Genomic DNA, 14714 nt, shown 5'->3' with positions numbered 1-14714 from the left:
ATGCCGCTCGTCGAAGTGACTCTTGCACAGGGACGTTCGGAAGAGCAGATCCGCTCGATGATGACCGCCGTGCACGAGGCGGTGCTCGCCACCGTCGGCACGCGCCCCGAACACATCCGCGTCATCGTGCGTGAGGTTCCCAGAACGCACTGGGCCACAGGGGATCGCACCATCGCGGAGATGTTTGAAACACCACCGGAGGATGAACAATGAGGTTTTCCCTCTTCGCCCACATGGAACGCTGGGACGAGCAGACCACTCACCGCGAGCAGTTCGAAAACCTCGCTGAGCTGGCGCTCATGGCCGAGGCCGGCGGATTCGGCACCGTCTGGGTCGGCGAACACCACGCCATGGAATACACGATCTCGCCGAACCCCTACCCGGTGCTCTCCTATCTCGCGGCCAAGACCAGCACGATCCGTCTCGGCGCGGGAACGCTGATCGCGCCCTTCTGGAACCCCATTCGCGCGGCGGGGGAGTCGGCGCTTCTCGACGTCATCAGCAATGGGCGGGCCGAGGTCGGGTTGGCCCGCGGCGCCTACCAGGTCGAGTTCGACCGCATGGTCCCCGGCACCAAAGCCACCGACGGCGGCACCCACCTCCGAGAGCTCGTCCCCGCGGTGCGAGCGCTGTGGCAGGGCGACTACGCCCACGACGGCGAGATCTGGCAGTTCCCCACCGCGACCAGCGTTCCGAAGCCGGTCCAGCAGCCGACGCCGCCGATGTGGGTCGCGGCGCGCGACCCCGCATCGCACGACTTCGCGGTGGAGCAGGGCTGCAACGTGATGGTCACTCCGCTGATGAAGGGCTACGAGGAGGTCGCCGCCCTCAAGGAGAAGTTCGACACCGCCGTCGCCAACCACCCGGAAGTGGCCGAGCCGGAGATCATGGTGCTGCGCCACACCTACGTGCACTCGCCGGATGAGCCCGAGGGCTGGCGTCCCGCAGCCGAGGCGATCTCGAAGTTCTACCGCACCTTCGACGCGTGGTTCGGTAACAAGGCCGTGCCCGCGAACGGGTTCCTCGAGCCGAGTCCGAAGTCGAAGTTCGCCGACCGACCGGAGTTCGAGCCGGAATCGTTGCACCGCACCGCGATGATCGGGACGCCTGCGGAGGTCATCACCAGGCTCAAGGAGTACGAGGCGCTCGGCATTGACGAGTTCAGCTTCTGGACCGACAACAGCATGTCCCACGAGGACAAGCGCGCTTCTCTGAAGCGTTTTATCGACGAAGTGGTGCCAGCGTTCCAATAGCACGAGTCGCTACCGCGTCCGCGCATCGCCCGACAACCGTCGGGCGATGCGCGAGTTCGCCCGGCGGGTCAGTATCACAGCAATCTGAATGGATCCTCTGATGACGTCCTTTCTCACTGATCGCAGCGTTGTCCGTGTTCAGGCGGCATTGGCGGCGATCGCCGAAGGGCGCCCGGTGATCGTGGTCGACGATTTCGACCGCGAGAACGAAGGCGACCTCATCTTCGCCGCAGAGCGAGCAACTCCGGAGCTCCTGGCGTTCATGGTGCGGCACACATCGGGGTTCATCTGCGTTGCCCTGACCGGTTCGGACTGCGCACGGCTGGACCTGCCACCGATGCACCACGACAACGACGATCCGTATCGAACGGCCTACTGCGTCGCTGTCGATCGCTGCGACAACGGCACCGGAATCTCTGCCAGAGCTCGCGCTCGGACGATCGCGAGCCTGGCGGATCCGGCGGTGGCCGCGGACGATTTCCAGCGACCAGGACACGTCGTTCCGCTACGCGCCCAGGAAGACGGCGTGCTCGCTCGACGAGGACATACCGAAGCCGCGGTCGACCTCGCGCGGATGGCCGGACTGCATCCGGCAGGTGCGCTCTGCGAGATCGTCTCCACCGAACAGATCGGCGCCATGGCGCGCGGCCCGGAACTGGAGCGCTTCGCCGCCGAGCATGACCTCGTCATGATCTCCATCGATGATCTCGTCCGCTACCGGCAGAGCACGGAACCGCTCGTGCAGCGAGTGGTGTCGACCTCGCTTCCCACCGAGCACGGACGATTTCACGTTGTTGGCTATTCGGGGCGAGACCACGCCGAGCACCTGGCACTCATCGCGGACGAGGAGCACCGGGTCAGCACGACCACTCCGGTGCACGTTCACCACGAATGCCTCGTTGGTGACGTTCTGCGTAGCCAGGCGTGCGGGTGCGGTCGTGACCTCGACGACGCGATGCGCCGATTCGCAGCTCAGGGCGAAGGCGTGGTGGTGTACCTGCGCGGCGAGGCGCGGTCGTGCGCTTCGCGTACCAGTGATCTGTCCCCGGTGGCGGACTGGATCCTGGCTGACCTCCAGGCCGGAGGTCAGATCGCGACTGCTGAGGCGGAGTGGCAGGACGTGGATCTCGCCGCGGCGAGATCGTACGACCAGGTGCCGTATGAGGTCGGGGTTGTCGCTCAGGGCTGACGGCCGTCGAAGCCCGCATCTCGTTCGGGATGCGGGCTTTCGCGTCGTCCGGTCCAGATATCGCGGGGGGTCTGGACGACGTTCGGGTCGCGCAAGCATGAGTGGAGACCCGGAAGCCTTGCGACCGGTCGTGTCTCAAGGCTTCCGGGATGCTCGCTCATGCGCCCGAGGCGAACTCGGCGATGCGGGACACGCCCGTGGTGAGGTCGTCAAGTCCCAGTGCGTACGACAGGCGAAGATATCCGGGAGTCCCGAATGCCTCTCCCGGGACGACTGCCACGCCGGCCTTGTCCAGCAGCAGTTCGGCAAGCTCGACCGTCGTGCTCGGACGGACACCACCGAAGTCCCTGCCCAGCAGTGACTTCACCGAAGGATAGGCGTAGAAGGCCCCTTCTGGCTCGGGGCACACGACGCCGTCGATTTCGTTCAACATGCGCACGATGGTCTGTCGGCGGGTATCGAAGGCCGACTTCATCTCAGCAACCGCGGACAGGTCGCCGGAAACCGCGGTCAGCGCTGCGGCCTGAGCCACGTTGGACACGTTGGACGTGGTGTGCGACTGCAAGTTCGAGGCCGCCCTGACGACGTCGGTAGGCCCGATCATCCATCCCACGCGCCAGCCCGTCATGGCAAAGGTCTTCGCCACGCCGTTGATGACAATGCACCGATCCGCGATCTCCGGAACGACCACCGGCAGCGAGTGGAACTCGGCCGCTCCATAGACGAGGTGCTCGTAGATCTCGTCTGTCACGACCCAGAGCCCATGATCGGCGGCCCAGCGGCCGATCGCCTCGATTTCTTCACGGGTATAGACCGAGCCCGTGGGGTTGTTCGGCGAGACGAACAACAAGACCTTCGTGCGATCCGTTCGGGCAGCCTCGAGTTGTTCGACGGAAACGCGGTACCCGGTCGACTCGTCCGCGGTCACATTGACCGGGACACCACCGGCAAGGGCGATCGACTCCGGATACGTCGTCCAGTAGGGAGCCGGGACGATCACTTCGTCGCCGGGATCCAAGATGGCGGCAAACGCCTCGTAAATCGCTTGCTTGCCACCATTGGTGACGAGGACCTGAGACGGGTCGACCTGGAATCCCGAGTCCCGCTTGGTCTTCTCCGCGATCGCTTCGCGGAGCTCGGGAAGTCCAGCCGCGGGGGAGTAGCGGTGAAAACGCGGCTCGCGGCACGCCCGAACAGCGGCTTCGACGATGTAATCGGGAGTCGGGAAGTCCGGTTCGCCGGCGCCGAAAACCACAACCGACTCTCCGGCAGCGCGCATCGCCTTCGCCTTGGCATCCACGGCGAGAGTGACCGACTCGCCGATCGCGGAAATGCGCTGAGAGACCCGTGGAAAACGTGTTTGGTCGAGGTGTGAGCTCATGCGTCCAATTTAGTCGACTGGCGCCCGAAATTGCAGCTCCTGCGCCAGGGTGCATCTCACATCGGCGGATCTCTGCTGCCGAAACGCGGCAATCATCGCGTACGAAGCATGTTGCTATCGCAGGCGCGGCTCTGTCGGGCACGGTCTTGGAGCCGTGCCCGACAGAGCCGCTTTGCCTCGTAGCGAGATTGGTTGGTGCCGGAACTCGCCTGCGTCGGTGAGTGGAGGGTCAGTTCCTCGGTTCAGCCGGGAGTGATGCGGAGACAGGGCCGTCGAGACGCTCGCTGTCGCTGGAGCCGACGGAGTTCGCCGACGCAGGCTGTGCCACTGTGCTGTGGGCGGCTGTGGATGTCACAGCGCCCTCGATCAGGGGAGTGTCATGTGGGACGAACTCCGTTCTGAGGTCCTTCCAGAATCCGATGGCGACGCCGATGAGGATGAGCAGGAAGGGTGCGGAGGTGACGATCACCATTTGCTGCAGGGATTCCAGGCCACCCGCGGCGAGCAGGGCGATGGCGGCAGCGCCGGTCACCACGCCCCACAGCGCGAGGATCCACTGTGGAGGTTGCTCGGACCCCCGGCTGGTGAGCATGCCGAGCACGAAGGTGTTGGCGTCGGCGCCGGAGACGAAGAACAGCACGACGAGCACGATCGTGACGATCGAGGTCAGCGTGGGCAGCGGGAGGGACTGGAGGGTGGCGAAGAACGCCGAGTTCTCATCGGCGGCGGCCGCCACGGCGATGCGGGTGCTGCCGGCGAGGTCGCTGTGGATGGCGGTGCCGCCGAAGGCGGTGAACCAGATGGAGAACACCGCGCTGGGCACGACGAGCACGCCGGTGACGAACTCGCGGATCGTGCGGCCGCGCGAGATGCGCGCCAGGAACACCCCCACGAACGCTGCCCACGACAGCCACCAGGCGAGCATGAAGTAGGTCCAGGACTGCATGAAGTCCAGATCGCCGCTGGCCGGGGTGATCAGGCTGGCCGATACGAGTTCGCTGACGTAGCGGCCGATGGTCTGCACGTAGAGGTCCACCAGGTACAGGGTGGGCCCGACGACGAGCACGAACACGAACAGCAGCGCCCCCAGTCCCATGCTGGTCTCGGACAGGAACCGGATGCCCCGGGCGACGCCGGTCAGGGCGGAGGCGGTGAACAGCAGGGTGATCACGCCGATGATGGCGAACTGCACGGGTGGGGAGTCGGGGAGGCCGAACAGGGCCGTGAAGCCGCCGTTGATCTGCATCGCCCCGAGCCCGAGGGAGGTGGTGGTGCCGAACAGCGTCGCCAGGACCGCGAACACATCGATGGCCCCACCCACGGGACCTTCGGTGCGTTTGCCGAGCAGCGGCCGGAACAGGGCGCTGACCAGCCCTGGGCGTCCGCGGCGGAACATCGACCAGGACATCGCCAGTCCGACGACGGCGAAGATGCCCCAGGCGTGCAGACCCCAGTCGAAGAAGGAGAACTGCATCGCCGTCACCGCGGCGGCCGGAGTCATCGGTGCGGCCATGCCGTGCGGGGGCTCGGCGAGGTGGGAGATCGGCTCGGCGACTCCGTAGGAGATCAGGCCGATGCCCATCACCGCGGACAGGATCATCGCGTACCAGGTGAGCCTGCGGAAGGCGGGACGTTCGTCGTCGCGGCCGAGCCGCAACCGGCCGTAGCGGCTGCAGGCGAGGAACACCAGGAAGATCAGGAACCCGAGCGAGACCAGCAGGTAGGCCCAGCCGAAGCTGCGGGTGATGCCGTCGAGCGCGGCCGAGCCCACCCGGGACAGCGAGTCACCGGCGGCGGTGCCCCACACGGCGATCGCGACCGCCAGGGTGAGCGAGACGAGCAGGACGGGCCCGGGTCGCCGGTGTTCCGGCGACGCGGTAGGTGAATCAGACATCGTTGTCTCCGTGAACTGGCCTGAAAGAACAGTGGAAGTGCGTTGTGCCAGCAGGGGCAGGCAGCCGTGTTGGAAGGAACCGTGGCATGCAACAGCAGCGACGGTCAATACCCAGATCTGCGCTCAACCGATGAGGTCGCGCGAGCAGTATCCGGCCTAGACCTGGACTTAATCGGTTCTGAACGGCAAGAGGCCGCGGCATTCTGTTGCAAACAGATCCGGGCCGACCTACCTTTACTTGCATGCAACAGCAGGGTGTCCGGTCCGGCCGCGGTGGAGCGCAAGAACGCGTTGTCGCAGGAGTTCGCAGCGGCATCATTGAAGGTCGCCACCTGCCGGGTGAGCCACTGTCGGAAACGGCGCTGGCCATCGAGTACGACGTCTCTCGGACCCCGGTTCGTGAAGCGCTCAAGCAGCTCCAGATCGAGGGTTTGGTTGAAATCCGGCCACGGGTCGGTACTTTCGTCCGCCGGCCGAGTCGTCGAGAGGTCGTGGAACTGTTCGAGCTCAAGGAGATGCTTGAAGGGATGGCGGCGCGGCTGCTCGCGTCCCGGGGCTCGGTTCCGATCTTGGACGAGCTGGAGGACAACATCGAACGTTCTGGCCACGCCGTCGCCAAGGAGGACGCCGAGGGCTATGCCGGCCTGGTCCACGAGTTCCACGAGCTGTTGGTGCGCGGCGCCGACAGCACGCAGCTGGACACGCACTACCGGAAGCTGATGAATCAGCTCGCCTACCACCGTTTCGTGTCGGCATCACTGACTCGCCCGGGACGGCTCGGCGCCTCGCTATCGGAACACCGGCACGTGCTGGAAATGATCAAGGAGAAGGACGGTTTCGGCGCCGAGTTCGCCATGCGCGACCACGTCCGCTCCAGCGAGCGGGCGACACTGACTGCTGACGATTCGCTCGTGGGTGGCGCTCCCCTCCGGAAAGAGCTCTGACATGCCGCGCTGTACCAGGTCCGCGACGTGCTCGAAGTCGCGGTCGGCGGGTTCAGCGGCAGGCAGCGGAGCAGATTAGCGACCAGCTGGGGTGTTATGCCGCGGGGAACACCTCGATCCTCTACGAGTTCCGGACCTTGGCCGACCTGCTTCGCGAGGGTCTCCGGCACGGGCCGTCCGACGGTGCGCGTGGCCCACGACGAGCTCGGCGATGTCGTTGCCCTGTTCGACATGATCATCGCTTATTCGCGTCCAGTGCGGGCGTAGACAGCCTTCACGCGACTGGCGCCCGCGCCGGTTGCTGTCTCAGAACTGGTAATGCGGGCCATCGGCGTGCACGACTGGTCCTTACCCGCGTGGGCGGGACGCCTGCCTGGTGGCGGCGCCTGCAACACCTGTCCCTCTGCGGGCATTTGCCAGCACGTCTGCTGCGCCCGCCATGACACGTACGCCTGGCAAGCGGTCCGGGCCGAGCACTGTCTGGTCTCAGGACATCGGGATGGGATGTCTCGGGTCATCGGCACGGAGTGGCCGGTGGTGTGCGTGATGCTGGTCGAAAGGTAGGCGGGTTCGGTCGTGATCGGAACTTGTGCCCCGGGTTCGACACGGAGGCGCCGTCCTATTCCGGCGATGCGAACAACCTCAGGCCGACCGGAGCGTCTCCTCGAATATGAAGACCAATCAGACCCGGCGCGACTGGCACGCGCAGCGGCGACCGGTGATCGGCCCGGCGGGGCGGGGGCCGGTGGCGGAGCGGCGGAGCTGGAAGGGCCTGATCATTCCGCTGCTGGTGGCCGTGGTGGTGCTCCCGGTGGTGTTCGCGGGCTGGCTCTGGTTCCACGTCGACTCGTCGGTCCGCCGGATCGACGCCTTCCCGGACTACCCGGGCCGACCGGAGGCCGCCGCGGGAACGAACTGGTTGGTCGTGGGCTCGGACAGCCGGGAAGGGCTGGATCCGGAGACGGCGGCGGGCCTGCACGTGGGAGATGCGGACGGTCAGCGCACGGACACGATCCTGGTTGCGCACCTGCCGGACAACTCCACGACCCCCACGCTGATCAGCATCCCACGCGACTCGCGGGTGCCGGTCCCGGGACAGGGCCGGACGATGATCAACGAGGCGTTCGCCGTCGGCGGCCCGCAGCTGCTGGCGCAGACGGTGGAGCAGGCCACCGGGCTGCGCATCGACCACTACGCCGAGGTCGGGTTCGGCGGCTTCGCGGGTCTCGTCGAAGCGGTCGGCGGCGTCGAGATGTGCCTGGACCAGGAAATGCACGACGTCAAGACGGGTCAAACCCTCCAAGCCGGCTGCCAGACGTTGAACGGCCCGGACGCCCTGACGTTCGTGCGAATGCGCTACAGCGACGCGACCCCGCGATCGGACCTGGACCGGGTTGCCAACCAGCGCAAGTTCATCGGCGCCCTGGCCGCCGAGGCGTCGAGCATCACCACCCTGATCAACCCGTTCCGTGCGTACGCGCTGGCGGACGAGGGCGCGAGCGCGTTGACGATGCTCGACTCCGACGGCCCGGGCGACCTGCTGTCGCTGGGGTGGGCGATGCGCGGCATGTCCTCAGGCGGCGTGGTGACGACGACGGTTCCGGTCACCGACGCCAAGGCCAGCCAGTGGGACAGGGAGAAAGCGCTTCGGCTCTTCAAGGCAATGGAAGCTGACGACCCGGTACCGGAGGACCTGATCGTGAACTGACGTCCCCGGGCAAGCGTCAGCGGAAGTTCATTCGTGGGGCGAATTTCATGATCCACATTTGCTTGTGGAGACTGGTGCCCCCCGGTCCAACACACGTCAGGTCTGGCTCGGGCGGTTTCCTCGGCCGTCAAGGGGGTGTCGAGGCCACGGCGTCTGCGTAGAGCCGTCCGGCGCGGTAGGAGGACCGCACCAGCGGTCCCGCCAGTACCCCTGCGAAGCCGGTGTCGGTGGCGAAGCGGGAGTGTTCGGCGAACTCCTCGGGTGTGACCCAGCGTTCGACGGGGTGGTGCTTGGGGGATGGCCGGAGGTATTGGGTGATCGTGAGGAGGTCGCAGCCGGCCTCGTGCAGGTCGGTGATGGTGGCCTGCACTTCCTCCGGGGTTTCGCCCATGCCGAGGATGAGGTTGGACTTGGTGACCAGGCCGTGCTCCCGTGCGGCGCTGAGCACGTCCAGGGATCGCTGGTAGCGGAACGCGGGGCGAATTCGTTTGAAGATCCGGGGCACGGTCTCGACGTTGTGCGCGAGCACCTCCGGTTTGGAGTCGAAGACCTGCTGCAGCAGTCCGGGATCGCCGCCGAAGTCGGTGATGAGGTTCTCGACGCCGGTGCCGGGGTTGAGCGCGTGGATCTGGCGGACCGTTTCGGCGTAGAGCCAGGCGCCGCCGTCGTCGAGGTCGTCGCGGGCGACGCCGGTGATGGTGGCGTAGCGCAGGCGCATGGTCCGCACGCTCTCGGCGACCCGGTGCGGTTCGTCGCGGTCCAGTTCGGTGGGTTTGCCGCTGTCGATCTGGCAGAAGTCGCAGCGGCGGGTGCACTGGTCCCCTCCGATGAGGAAGGTGGCCTCGCGGTCCTCCCAGCATTCGAAGATGTTCGGGCAGCCCGCTTCTTCGCAGACGGTGTGCAGTCCTTCGCGTCGGACGAGGTCCTTGAGCTCGGTGTAGTGCGGGCCGGTCCGGGCGCGGGTGCGGATCCAGTCCGGCTTCGGTTCGATCGGGGTTCGCGCGTTGCGGGCCTCGATGCGCAGCAGCCGGCGTCCCTCGGGGGCGACCGTCATGTTCTACTTCCTCGCTGGAATCCGGGTCCGCGGGGCGTGTGAGGCCCCGCGGACCCGGAGGTCGTCAGGTGTTGAGCGGGCGGCCGAGTGCGGCGAGCACCGACTCGTGCATGGCCTCCGACAGGGTCGGGTGGGCGAAGACGACCTCGGCGAGGTCGTCCGCTGTGGCTTCCAGGGAGCGGGCGATGCCGAAGCCCTGGACCTGTTCGGTGACCTCGGGACCGACCATGTGCGCTCCCAGCAGTTCGCCGCTGGTGGCGTCGAAGATCGTTTTGACGAAGCCCTCGGGCTCGCCGAGGGCCAGCGCCTTGCCCGATGCGGTCAGGTCGAAGCGCCCGATGCGCAGCTCCCGGCCGGTGGACGCGGCCTGTGCTTCGGTCAGTCCGAGGCTGGCGACCTGTGGGCGGGCGTAGGTGCAGCCGGGCACGTAGTCGTGGTCGAGCGGTGAGACGTGCCCGACTCCGGCGAGCTTTTCCACGCACAGCACCCCTTCGTGGCTGGCCTTGTGGGCCAGGCACGGGGTTCCCGCAAGATCTCCGATCGCGTACAGACCGAAGACGTTGGTGCGGCACCACTGGTCGGTTCGCACGAAACCGCCGTCCAGCTCGACCCCGAGTTCCTCCAGGCCGAGCCCTTCGACGTTGCCCTGCACACCCGCCGCCACCAGCACCCGGTCGACGGTGATCGTGTCGCCGCCCAGAGTCGCGGTCACCGCATCCGTGCCGACGGCGATCTCGGAGACCGAGGTCGAGGTCCGCACGCGCATTCCGCGCTTCTCGAACCGCGTGCGAACGTGGTCGGCGACCTCGGGGTCCTCGGCGGGCATGATCTGCGGCGCCAGCTCGACGAGGGTGACCTCGCTGCCCAGATCGGCGTAGAGGCTCGCGAACTCGACACCGATGGCTCCGGACCCGACCACCAGCAGGGACTCCGGCAGTTCCGCGGGAACCAGCGCTTCGAAGTAGGTCCACACCCGGTCGCCGTCGGGAACCACGCCCGGTACTGGCCTCGGGCGCGCACCGGTGGCCAGGATGACGTGATCGGCGCGGTACTCCGCACCGTCGACGTCGACAACACCCTTGCCCGTCAACCGGGCGGAACCGGTGATCACGTCGACACCGTTCTTGCGCATCAGGTAGCCGACGCCGCTGGAGAGCCGCTTCGACACCGAGCGGCTGAACTCCACCAGTCCCGCCATGTCGAAATCCACGCCGGTCGCGCTGAAACCCAGCGGCTTGAGATTCGCCAAGGTGTGGGCGACGTCGGCGCCGTGCAGCAGCGCCTTGGTCGGGATGCAGCCCCAGTTCAGGCAGATCCCGCCGAGCCGGTCGCGCTCGACGACCGCGGTCCGCAGACCGAGCTGCGCGGCGCGGATCGCCGCCACGTAGCCACCGGGCCCGGCACCGATGACGAGCACGTCGTACTTCTCGCTCATGGACACTCCCTAGACCAGCATCAGGGCCGGTGACTCGACGAATCGCTTCAACTCGGCCAGGAAACCGGCGCCCAGCGCTCCGTCGATCACCCTGTGGTCGCAGGAGAGCGTGACCGTCAGGATCGTGCGCGGGACGACCTCGCCGTTCGCGATGACCGGTCGCTGTGTGCCCGCTCCGACCGCGAGGATCGCCGCCTGCGGCGGATTGATGATCGCGTCGAACTCGCGCACGCCGTGCATGCCGAGGTTGGACACCGTGAACGTGCCGCCCTGGAATTCCTCGGGCGCCAGCGTGCCGCTCTTGGCCTTGGTGATCAAAGAGTGCACCTCCTCGGAAACCGATGCCAGAGAGCGGGTGTCGGTCTTGCGGACGATCGGCGTGATCAGTCCGGAGGGCAGGGCGACCGCCACGGAGACATCGGCGTGGGTGTAGCGGCGCACCGACTGGGTCTGCTCGTCGAACTGCACGTTGACTTCGGGCACCCTGAGCAACGCCGCTCCGCACGCCTTCACGATGAAGTCGTTGACCGACAGCTTCACCGACGGCACCGTGGCGTTGATCTGCTTGCGCAACGCGAGCAGATCGTCGATCTCGAGATCAGCGGTGAGCCGGAAGTGCGGGGCATCGCGCTTGGACGCTTGCAGCCGCTGCCCGATCGCCTTGCGCATCGGGTTGAACGCCACGGTTTCGAACTCCACCGGGGTCTCGGCGTCGCTCGAGGCTTCGGCGCTCGCCGTGACCAAGCCGAATTTCCGCTCGACCTCGCGGACGTCTGCTTCGCAGACCCGCCCGCGTGAACCGGTCGCCCGGCAGTCGTGCAGGTTGATGCCGAGGTTGCCGGCCAACCTGCGTGCGACCGGCGTCGCATCGACCTCGCTGTCGTCCTGGGACGAGCGGCCAGGCAGACCGGAGCGAACCAGGGGAGGGGGAGTGGCAACTGATCCCCCAGCTGCGCGGATGGCGTTGTGCACGTCCTCCACAGACACCCGACCGGCAGGCCCGCTTCCGGTGACCTTGCCCAGGTCGATCGTGAGCTTCGCCGCCATCATGAGCGCGTGCGGAGTCGCGAAGACCTCACGACTGGTCCGGCCCTGCAAGGACTCCGGCACGAGGGTGGAGCCCGACGACGCCTCCGGCTTCGGGACGGGAGGCGCCGTCGGGGTAGGAGCCGCTGCCGGGGCGCGTGCTGCTGTCGGAGCGGCGGCTTCGGCGGGGGCGGGGGCTTCGGCCGGTACCGGGGTCGTTCCGCGGGACGACAGGAACTCCTCGATCTCGGCATCGGACACGGTTTCGGCCGCCGACACCGCCAGAACTCCGCCCACCGGGAGCGTCTCGCCGGGCTGGGCGATGATCCGCCGCAGCAGCCCGTCGAACGGCGCCTCGAGCTCGTTGGTGATCTTGCTGGTCTCGACCTCGCAGAGCAGGTCGCCCTTGCGGAAGCTGGTTCCCTCCGACACGCGCCACACGGTGACGGTGCCCTCCTCCATCGACAGGCCCCACTTGGGCACCTCGATCGCGTTGATCTCGCTCATGATCAGGCCGTCACCACCTTGCGCACCGCGTCCTCGATCCGCGCGGCGTCGGGCAGCCAGGCGTTCTCAAGCTTCGGTGAGAACGGCACCGGCGTGTGCGGGGGCGTAACCAACTCGATGGGGGCGCGCAGCGAACCGAGCGCCTTCGTGGCGATCAGTGCGGCGACGTCGTGGCCGAACCCGCACCGCGCGGCCGACTCGTCGACGATCACAACCCGGCCGGTGGCGGCCACCGACTCCAGCACACCCTCCTCGTCCAGCGGCGACACCGTGCGCGGGTCGACCACCTCCACCGAGATCCCCTCGGCGGCGAGCTTGTCGGCCGCAGCGTTGGCCGCGTTGACCATCGCCGACAACGCGATCACCGTGACGTCGGTGCCCTGGCGGGTGTAGTTGGCGACGCCGAACGGGAGCGTGAACGGATCGTCGGGAACCTCGCCCTTGCTGTCGTAGAGCGTCTTGTGCTCGCAGAACACCACCGGGTCGTCATCGCGGATCGCCTGGATCAGCAACCCCTTGGCATCGTGAGCGTTCGAGGGCGCGACGACCTTGAGACCGGGCACCGCGGCGAAGACGTTGTACGGCGACTGGGAGTGCTGGGCTGCGGCGTTGAACCCGGCGCCGATCATCCCGCGCACCACCAGCGGGGTGCGCGCCTTGCCGCCGAACATGTACCGGAACTTGGCCGCCTGGTTGTACAGCGCGTCGTAGCAGACCCCGAAGAAGTCCATGAACATCAGTTCCGCGACCGGCCGCAGACCGGTCAGCGCCGCGCCGGCCGCCATCCCGATGATCGCCGACTCGGTGATCGGGGTGTCGATGACCCGATTCGACCCGAACTCGCCCCACAAGCCCTTGGTGACCCCGAGAACGCCGCCGAAGGCCTCGATCTTCTTCGTTTCCAGATCCGGATTGGTTCCGGCGTGGCCGCCACGCAGATCCTCACCGATCTGCACCACGGTGGCGTCGCGCTGCATTTCCTGGGCCAGCGCGTCCTTGACCGCTTCGCGGTAGGTCTTCTTCGACGAAGTCATGATTTCCGTTCCCTCAGTACGACACGTAGACGTCGGTCAGCAGGCTCTCGACCTCGGGGTATGCCGCCGCGCGGGCCTTGGCCACGGCGTCGTCCACCCGGAGCCGGGCTTCCTCTTCGATCGAGTCGAGTTCCTTCGCACTGGCCTTCCTGGAATCGACCTTGGCGCGGAAGTTCAACAGCGGGTCCTTGGTGCGGCGCAGTTCCGCGACCTGCTCGGGAGTGCGGTAGAGCTGGGCGTCGCCCTCGAAATGGCCGAACCAGCGGTGCGCCCGGGCCTCGATCGCGGTCGGGCCCCCACCGTCGCGGGCGCGTTCGACCGCCTGCCGGGCCGCCTCGTGCACCTCGAAGAAGTCGGTCCCGTCGACCGACACGCCGGGCATTCCGAAGGAGGCGGCGCGCGCGGCGATGTCCGGGGCGCCGACCGCGTAGTCGGTGCCGGTGGCTTCGCCGAAGCCGTTGTTCTCGATGACGAACACGATCGGCAGTTGCAGCACGACCGCCATGTTCATCGCCTCGAAGACGGTGCCCTGGTTCGAGCCGCCGTCACCGGTGAACGAGGCCGCCACGCCGCCGTTGCCCAGCGTCTTGGAGCTCAGAGCAGCACCGATGGCCAGGGACGGTGCGCCACCGACGATCGCGTTGGCGCCCAGCATGCCCACCGACAGGTCGGCGATGTGCATCGAGCCGCCCTTGCCGCGGCAGAGTCCGTCCTCCTTGCCGAAGATCTCGGCCATCATCCCGTGAATGTCACAGCCCTTGGCGATGCAGTGCCCGTGTCCGCGGTGGGTGGAACCGATGTGGTCGGTGTCGCGCAGGTTCTCGCACACGCCGACCGCGATCGCTTCCTGCCCCGAATAGAGGTGGATGAACCCGGGAATGTCGCCGGTCGCGTTCTCCTCGTGAAGGCGGTCCTCGAATGCTCGAATCTCGGTCATTTTCCGATACGCACCCAGCAGTGCCTGCTTGTTCAGCGCCATGTTGCTCCTCTTCGTCGCCGTTGGGACGCCAAAGGTATGGGGGAGTGGTGAGCGGTCACCAGCGTTGCGGCAGGTTGCATGGACGCCGGAACGCTCGTTGCTGAAACCGAGAATCGATTCGAGGAGGAAGCGGGATGCAACCCGTTGCAACCCTTGCGTTGGAATTGAGTTGAGCAGTCTGATGTGGCGATGTCACCTCGGCGACACAGCGCGGTTACCGGGGAGGACGCACGTGGTCACGACGGGAAAATCCGTGCACGAAGAGGAGAACCGACTCCAGTAGATCGATCGGCGTGAGGACATCGCGGTC

12 protein-coding genes and 1 pseudogene are annotated in these 14714 nt (G+C 66.9%); 6 read left to right on the top strand and 7 right to left on the bottom strand.

The genetic code is table 11. The annotated features are described in order from the left end of the window. The 3 genes from AB0J91_RS08230 (at window position 1) to ribB (ending at window position 2442) form a co-directional block, all read left to right on the top strand. Complete coding sequence (locus AB0J91_RS08230; RefSeq protein ID WP_363865369.1) at window positions 1-213, top strand: tautomerase family protein; 213 nt, start codon at window positions 1-3, stop codon at window positions 211-213. Then, window positions 210-1253: an LLM class flavin-dependent oxidoreductase gene (locus tag AB0J91_RS08225; protein WP_363865367.1), complete on the top strand. Its 1044-nt coding sequence runs from the start codon at window positions 210-212 to the stop codon at window positions 1251-1253. Before AB0J91_RS08230 ends, AB0J91_RS08225 begins: the two co-directional genes overlap by 4 nt. 88 nt (window positions 1254-1341) lie before the next feature. Next, the gene (gene ribB / locus AB0J91_RS08220) at window positions 1342-2442 is read left to right on the top strand and encodes a 3,4-dihydroxy-2-butanone-4-phosphate synthase (RefSeq protein ID WP_363865365.1); all 1101 of its coding nucleotides are present in this window, start codon (window positions 1342-1344) and stop codon (window positions 2440-2442) included. A gap of 157 nt (window positions 2443-2599) precedes the next feature. On the opposite strand, the gene AB0J91_RS08215 is transcribed toward ribB, so the two are convergent. Beyond that, window positions 2600-3823: a pyridoxal phosphate-dependent aminotransferase gene (locus AB0J91_RS08215; RefSeq protein WP_363865363.1), complete on the bottom strand. Its 1224-nt coding sequence runs from the start codon at window positions 3821-3823 to the stop codon at window positions 2600-2602. A gap of 229 nt (window positions 3824-4052) precedes the next feature. Next, complete coding sequence (locus tag AB0J91_RS08210) at window positions 4053-5717, bottom strand: BCCT family transporter (protein ID WP_363865361.1); 1665 nt, start codon at window positions 5715-5717, stop codon at window positions 4053-4055. Window positions 5718-5959: 242 nt separating this feature from the next. On the opposite strand from AB0J91_RS08210, the gene AB0J91_RS08205 reads away from it, so the two are divergent. From AB0J91_RS08205 to AB0J91_RS08195, 3 genes are all read left to right on the top strand, one after another. Next, the gene (locus AB0J91_RS08205) at window positions 5960-6661 is read left to right on the top strand and encodes a GntR family transcriptional regulator (RefSeq protein WP_363865359.1); all 702 of its coding nucleotides are present in this window, start codon (window positions 5960-5962) and stop codon (window positions 6659-6661) included. 318 nt (window positions 6662-6979) lie between these two features. Beyond that, entirely contained in the window at window positions 6980-7225 is a 246-nt protein-coding gene (locus AB0J91_RS08200; RefSeq protein WP_363865357.1) for a hypothetical protein, read from the top strand. Window positions 7226-7445: 220 nt separating this feature from the next. Next, a complete protein-coding gene (locus AB0J91_RS08195; RefSeq protein WP_363865655.1) occupies window positions 7446-8369 on the top strand; it encodes an LCP family protein in 924 nt (307 codons plus the stop codon). Window positions 8370-8517: 148 nt separating this feature from the next. Here the strand turns inward: AB0J91_RS08195 and lipA are convergent. The 5 genes and pseudogenes from lipA to AB0J91_RS08170 all read right to left on the bottom strand — a co-directional run. Further along, a pseudogene (lipA, locus tag AB0J91_RS08190) lies at window positions 8518-9423 on the bottom strand (lipoyl synthase); the annotation flags it as partial. Between the two features lie 64 nt (window positions 9424-9487). Further along, window positions 9488-10858, bottom strand: coding sequence for a dihydrolipoyl dehydrogenase (lpdA, locus tag AB0J91_RS08185; RefSeq protein WP_363865355.1), 1371 nt, complete (start codon window positions 10856-10858; stop codon window positions 9488-9490). 9 nt (window positions 10859-10867) lie between these two features. Then, complete coding sequence (locus tag AB0J91_RS08180; RefSeq protein ID WP_363865353.1) at window positions 10868-12391, bottom strand: 2-oxo acid dehydrogenase subunit E2; 1524 nt, start codon at window positions 12389-12391, stop codon at window positions 10868-10870. 2 nt (window positions 12392-12393) lie between these two features. Next, window positions 12394-13425 (bottom strand): alpha-ketoacid dehydrogenase subunit beta, encoded by a 1032-nt coding sequence (locus AB0J91_RS08175; RefSeq protein ID WP_363865351.1) that lies wholly within the window; start codon window positions 13423-13425, stop codon window positions 12394-12396. Window positions 13426-13438: 13 nt separating this feature from the next. After that, a complete protein-coding gene (locus tag AB0J91_RS08170) occupies window positions 13439-14404 on the bottom strand; it encodes a thiamine pyrophosphate-dependent dehydrogenase E1 component subunit alpha (protein WP_363865349.1) in 966 nt (321 codons plus the stop codon). Window positions 14405-14714 lie beyond the last annotated feature (310 nt).

The sequence above is a fragment of the Saccharopolyspora sp. NPDC049357 genome, assembly GCF_040677225.1.
GTDB lineage: Bacteria > Actinomycetota > Actinomycetes > Mycobacteriales > Pseudonocardiaceae > Saccharopolyspora.
This window is presented reverse-complemented; position numbering and strand designations above follow the sequence as displayed.

Coding starts and splice junctions, on each gene's coding strand:
- AB0J91_RS08230 (WP_363865369.1), top strand. CDS start 1: ATGCCGCTCGTCGAAGTGACTCTTGCACAGGGACGTTCGGAAGAGCAG.
- AB0J91_RS08225 (WP_363865367.1), top strand. CDS start 210: ATGAGGTTTTCCCTCTTCGCCCACATGGAACGCTGGGACGAGCAGACC.
- ribB (WP_363865365.1), top strand. CDS start 1,342: ATGGATCCTCTGATGACGTCCTTTCTCACTGATCGCAGCGTTGTCCGT.
- AB0J91_RS08215 (WP_363865363.1), bottom strand. CDS start 3,823: ATGAGCTCACACCTCGACCAAACACGTTTTCCACGGGTCTCTCAGCGC.
- AB0J91_RS08210 (WP_363865361.1), bottom strand. CDS start 5,717: ATGTCTGATTCACCTACCGCGTCGCCGGAACACCGGCGACCCGGGCCC.
- AB0J91_RS08205 (WP_363865359.1), top strand. CDS start 5,960: ATGCAACAGCAGGGTGTCCGGTCCGGCCGCGGTGGAGCGCAAGAACGC.
- AB0J91_RS08200 (WP_363865357.1), top strand. CDS start 6,980: ATGCGGGCCATCGGCGTGCACGACTGGTCCTTACCCGCGTGGGCGGGA.
- lpdA (WP_363865355.1), bottom strand. CDS start 10,858: ATGAGCGAGAAGTACGACGTGCTCGTCATCGGTGCCGGGCCCGGTGGC.
- AB0J91_RS08180 (WP_363865353.1), bottom strand. CDS start 12,391: ATGAGCGAGATCAACGCGATCGAGGTGCCCAAGTGGGGCCTGTCGATG.
- AB0J91_RS08175 (WP_363865351.1), bottom strand. CDS start 13,425: ATGACTTCGTCGAAGAAGACCTACCGCGAAGCGGTCAAGGACGCGCTG.
- AB0J91_RS08170 (WP_363865349.1), bottom strand. CDS start 14,404: ATGGCGCTGAACAAGCAGGCACTGCTGGGTGCGTATCGGAAAATGACC.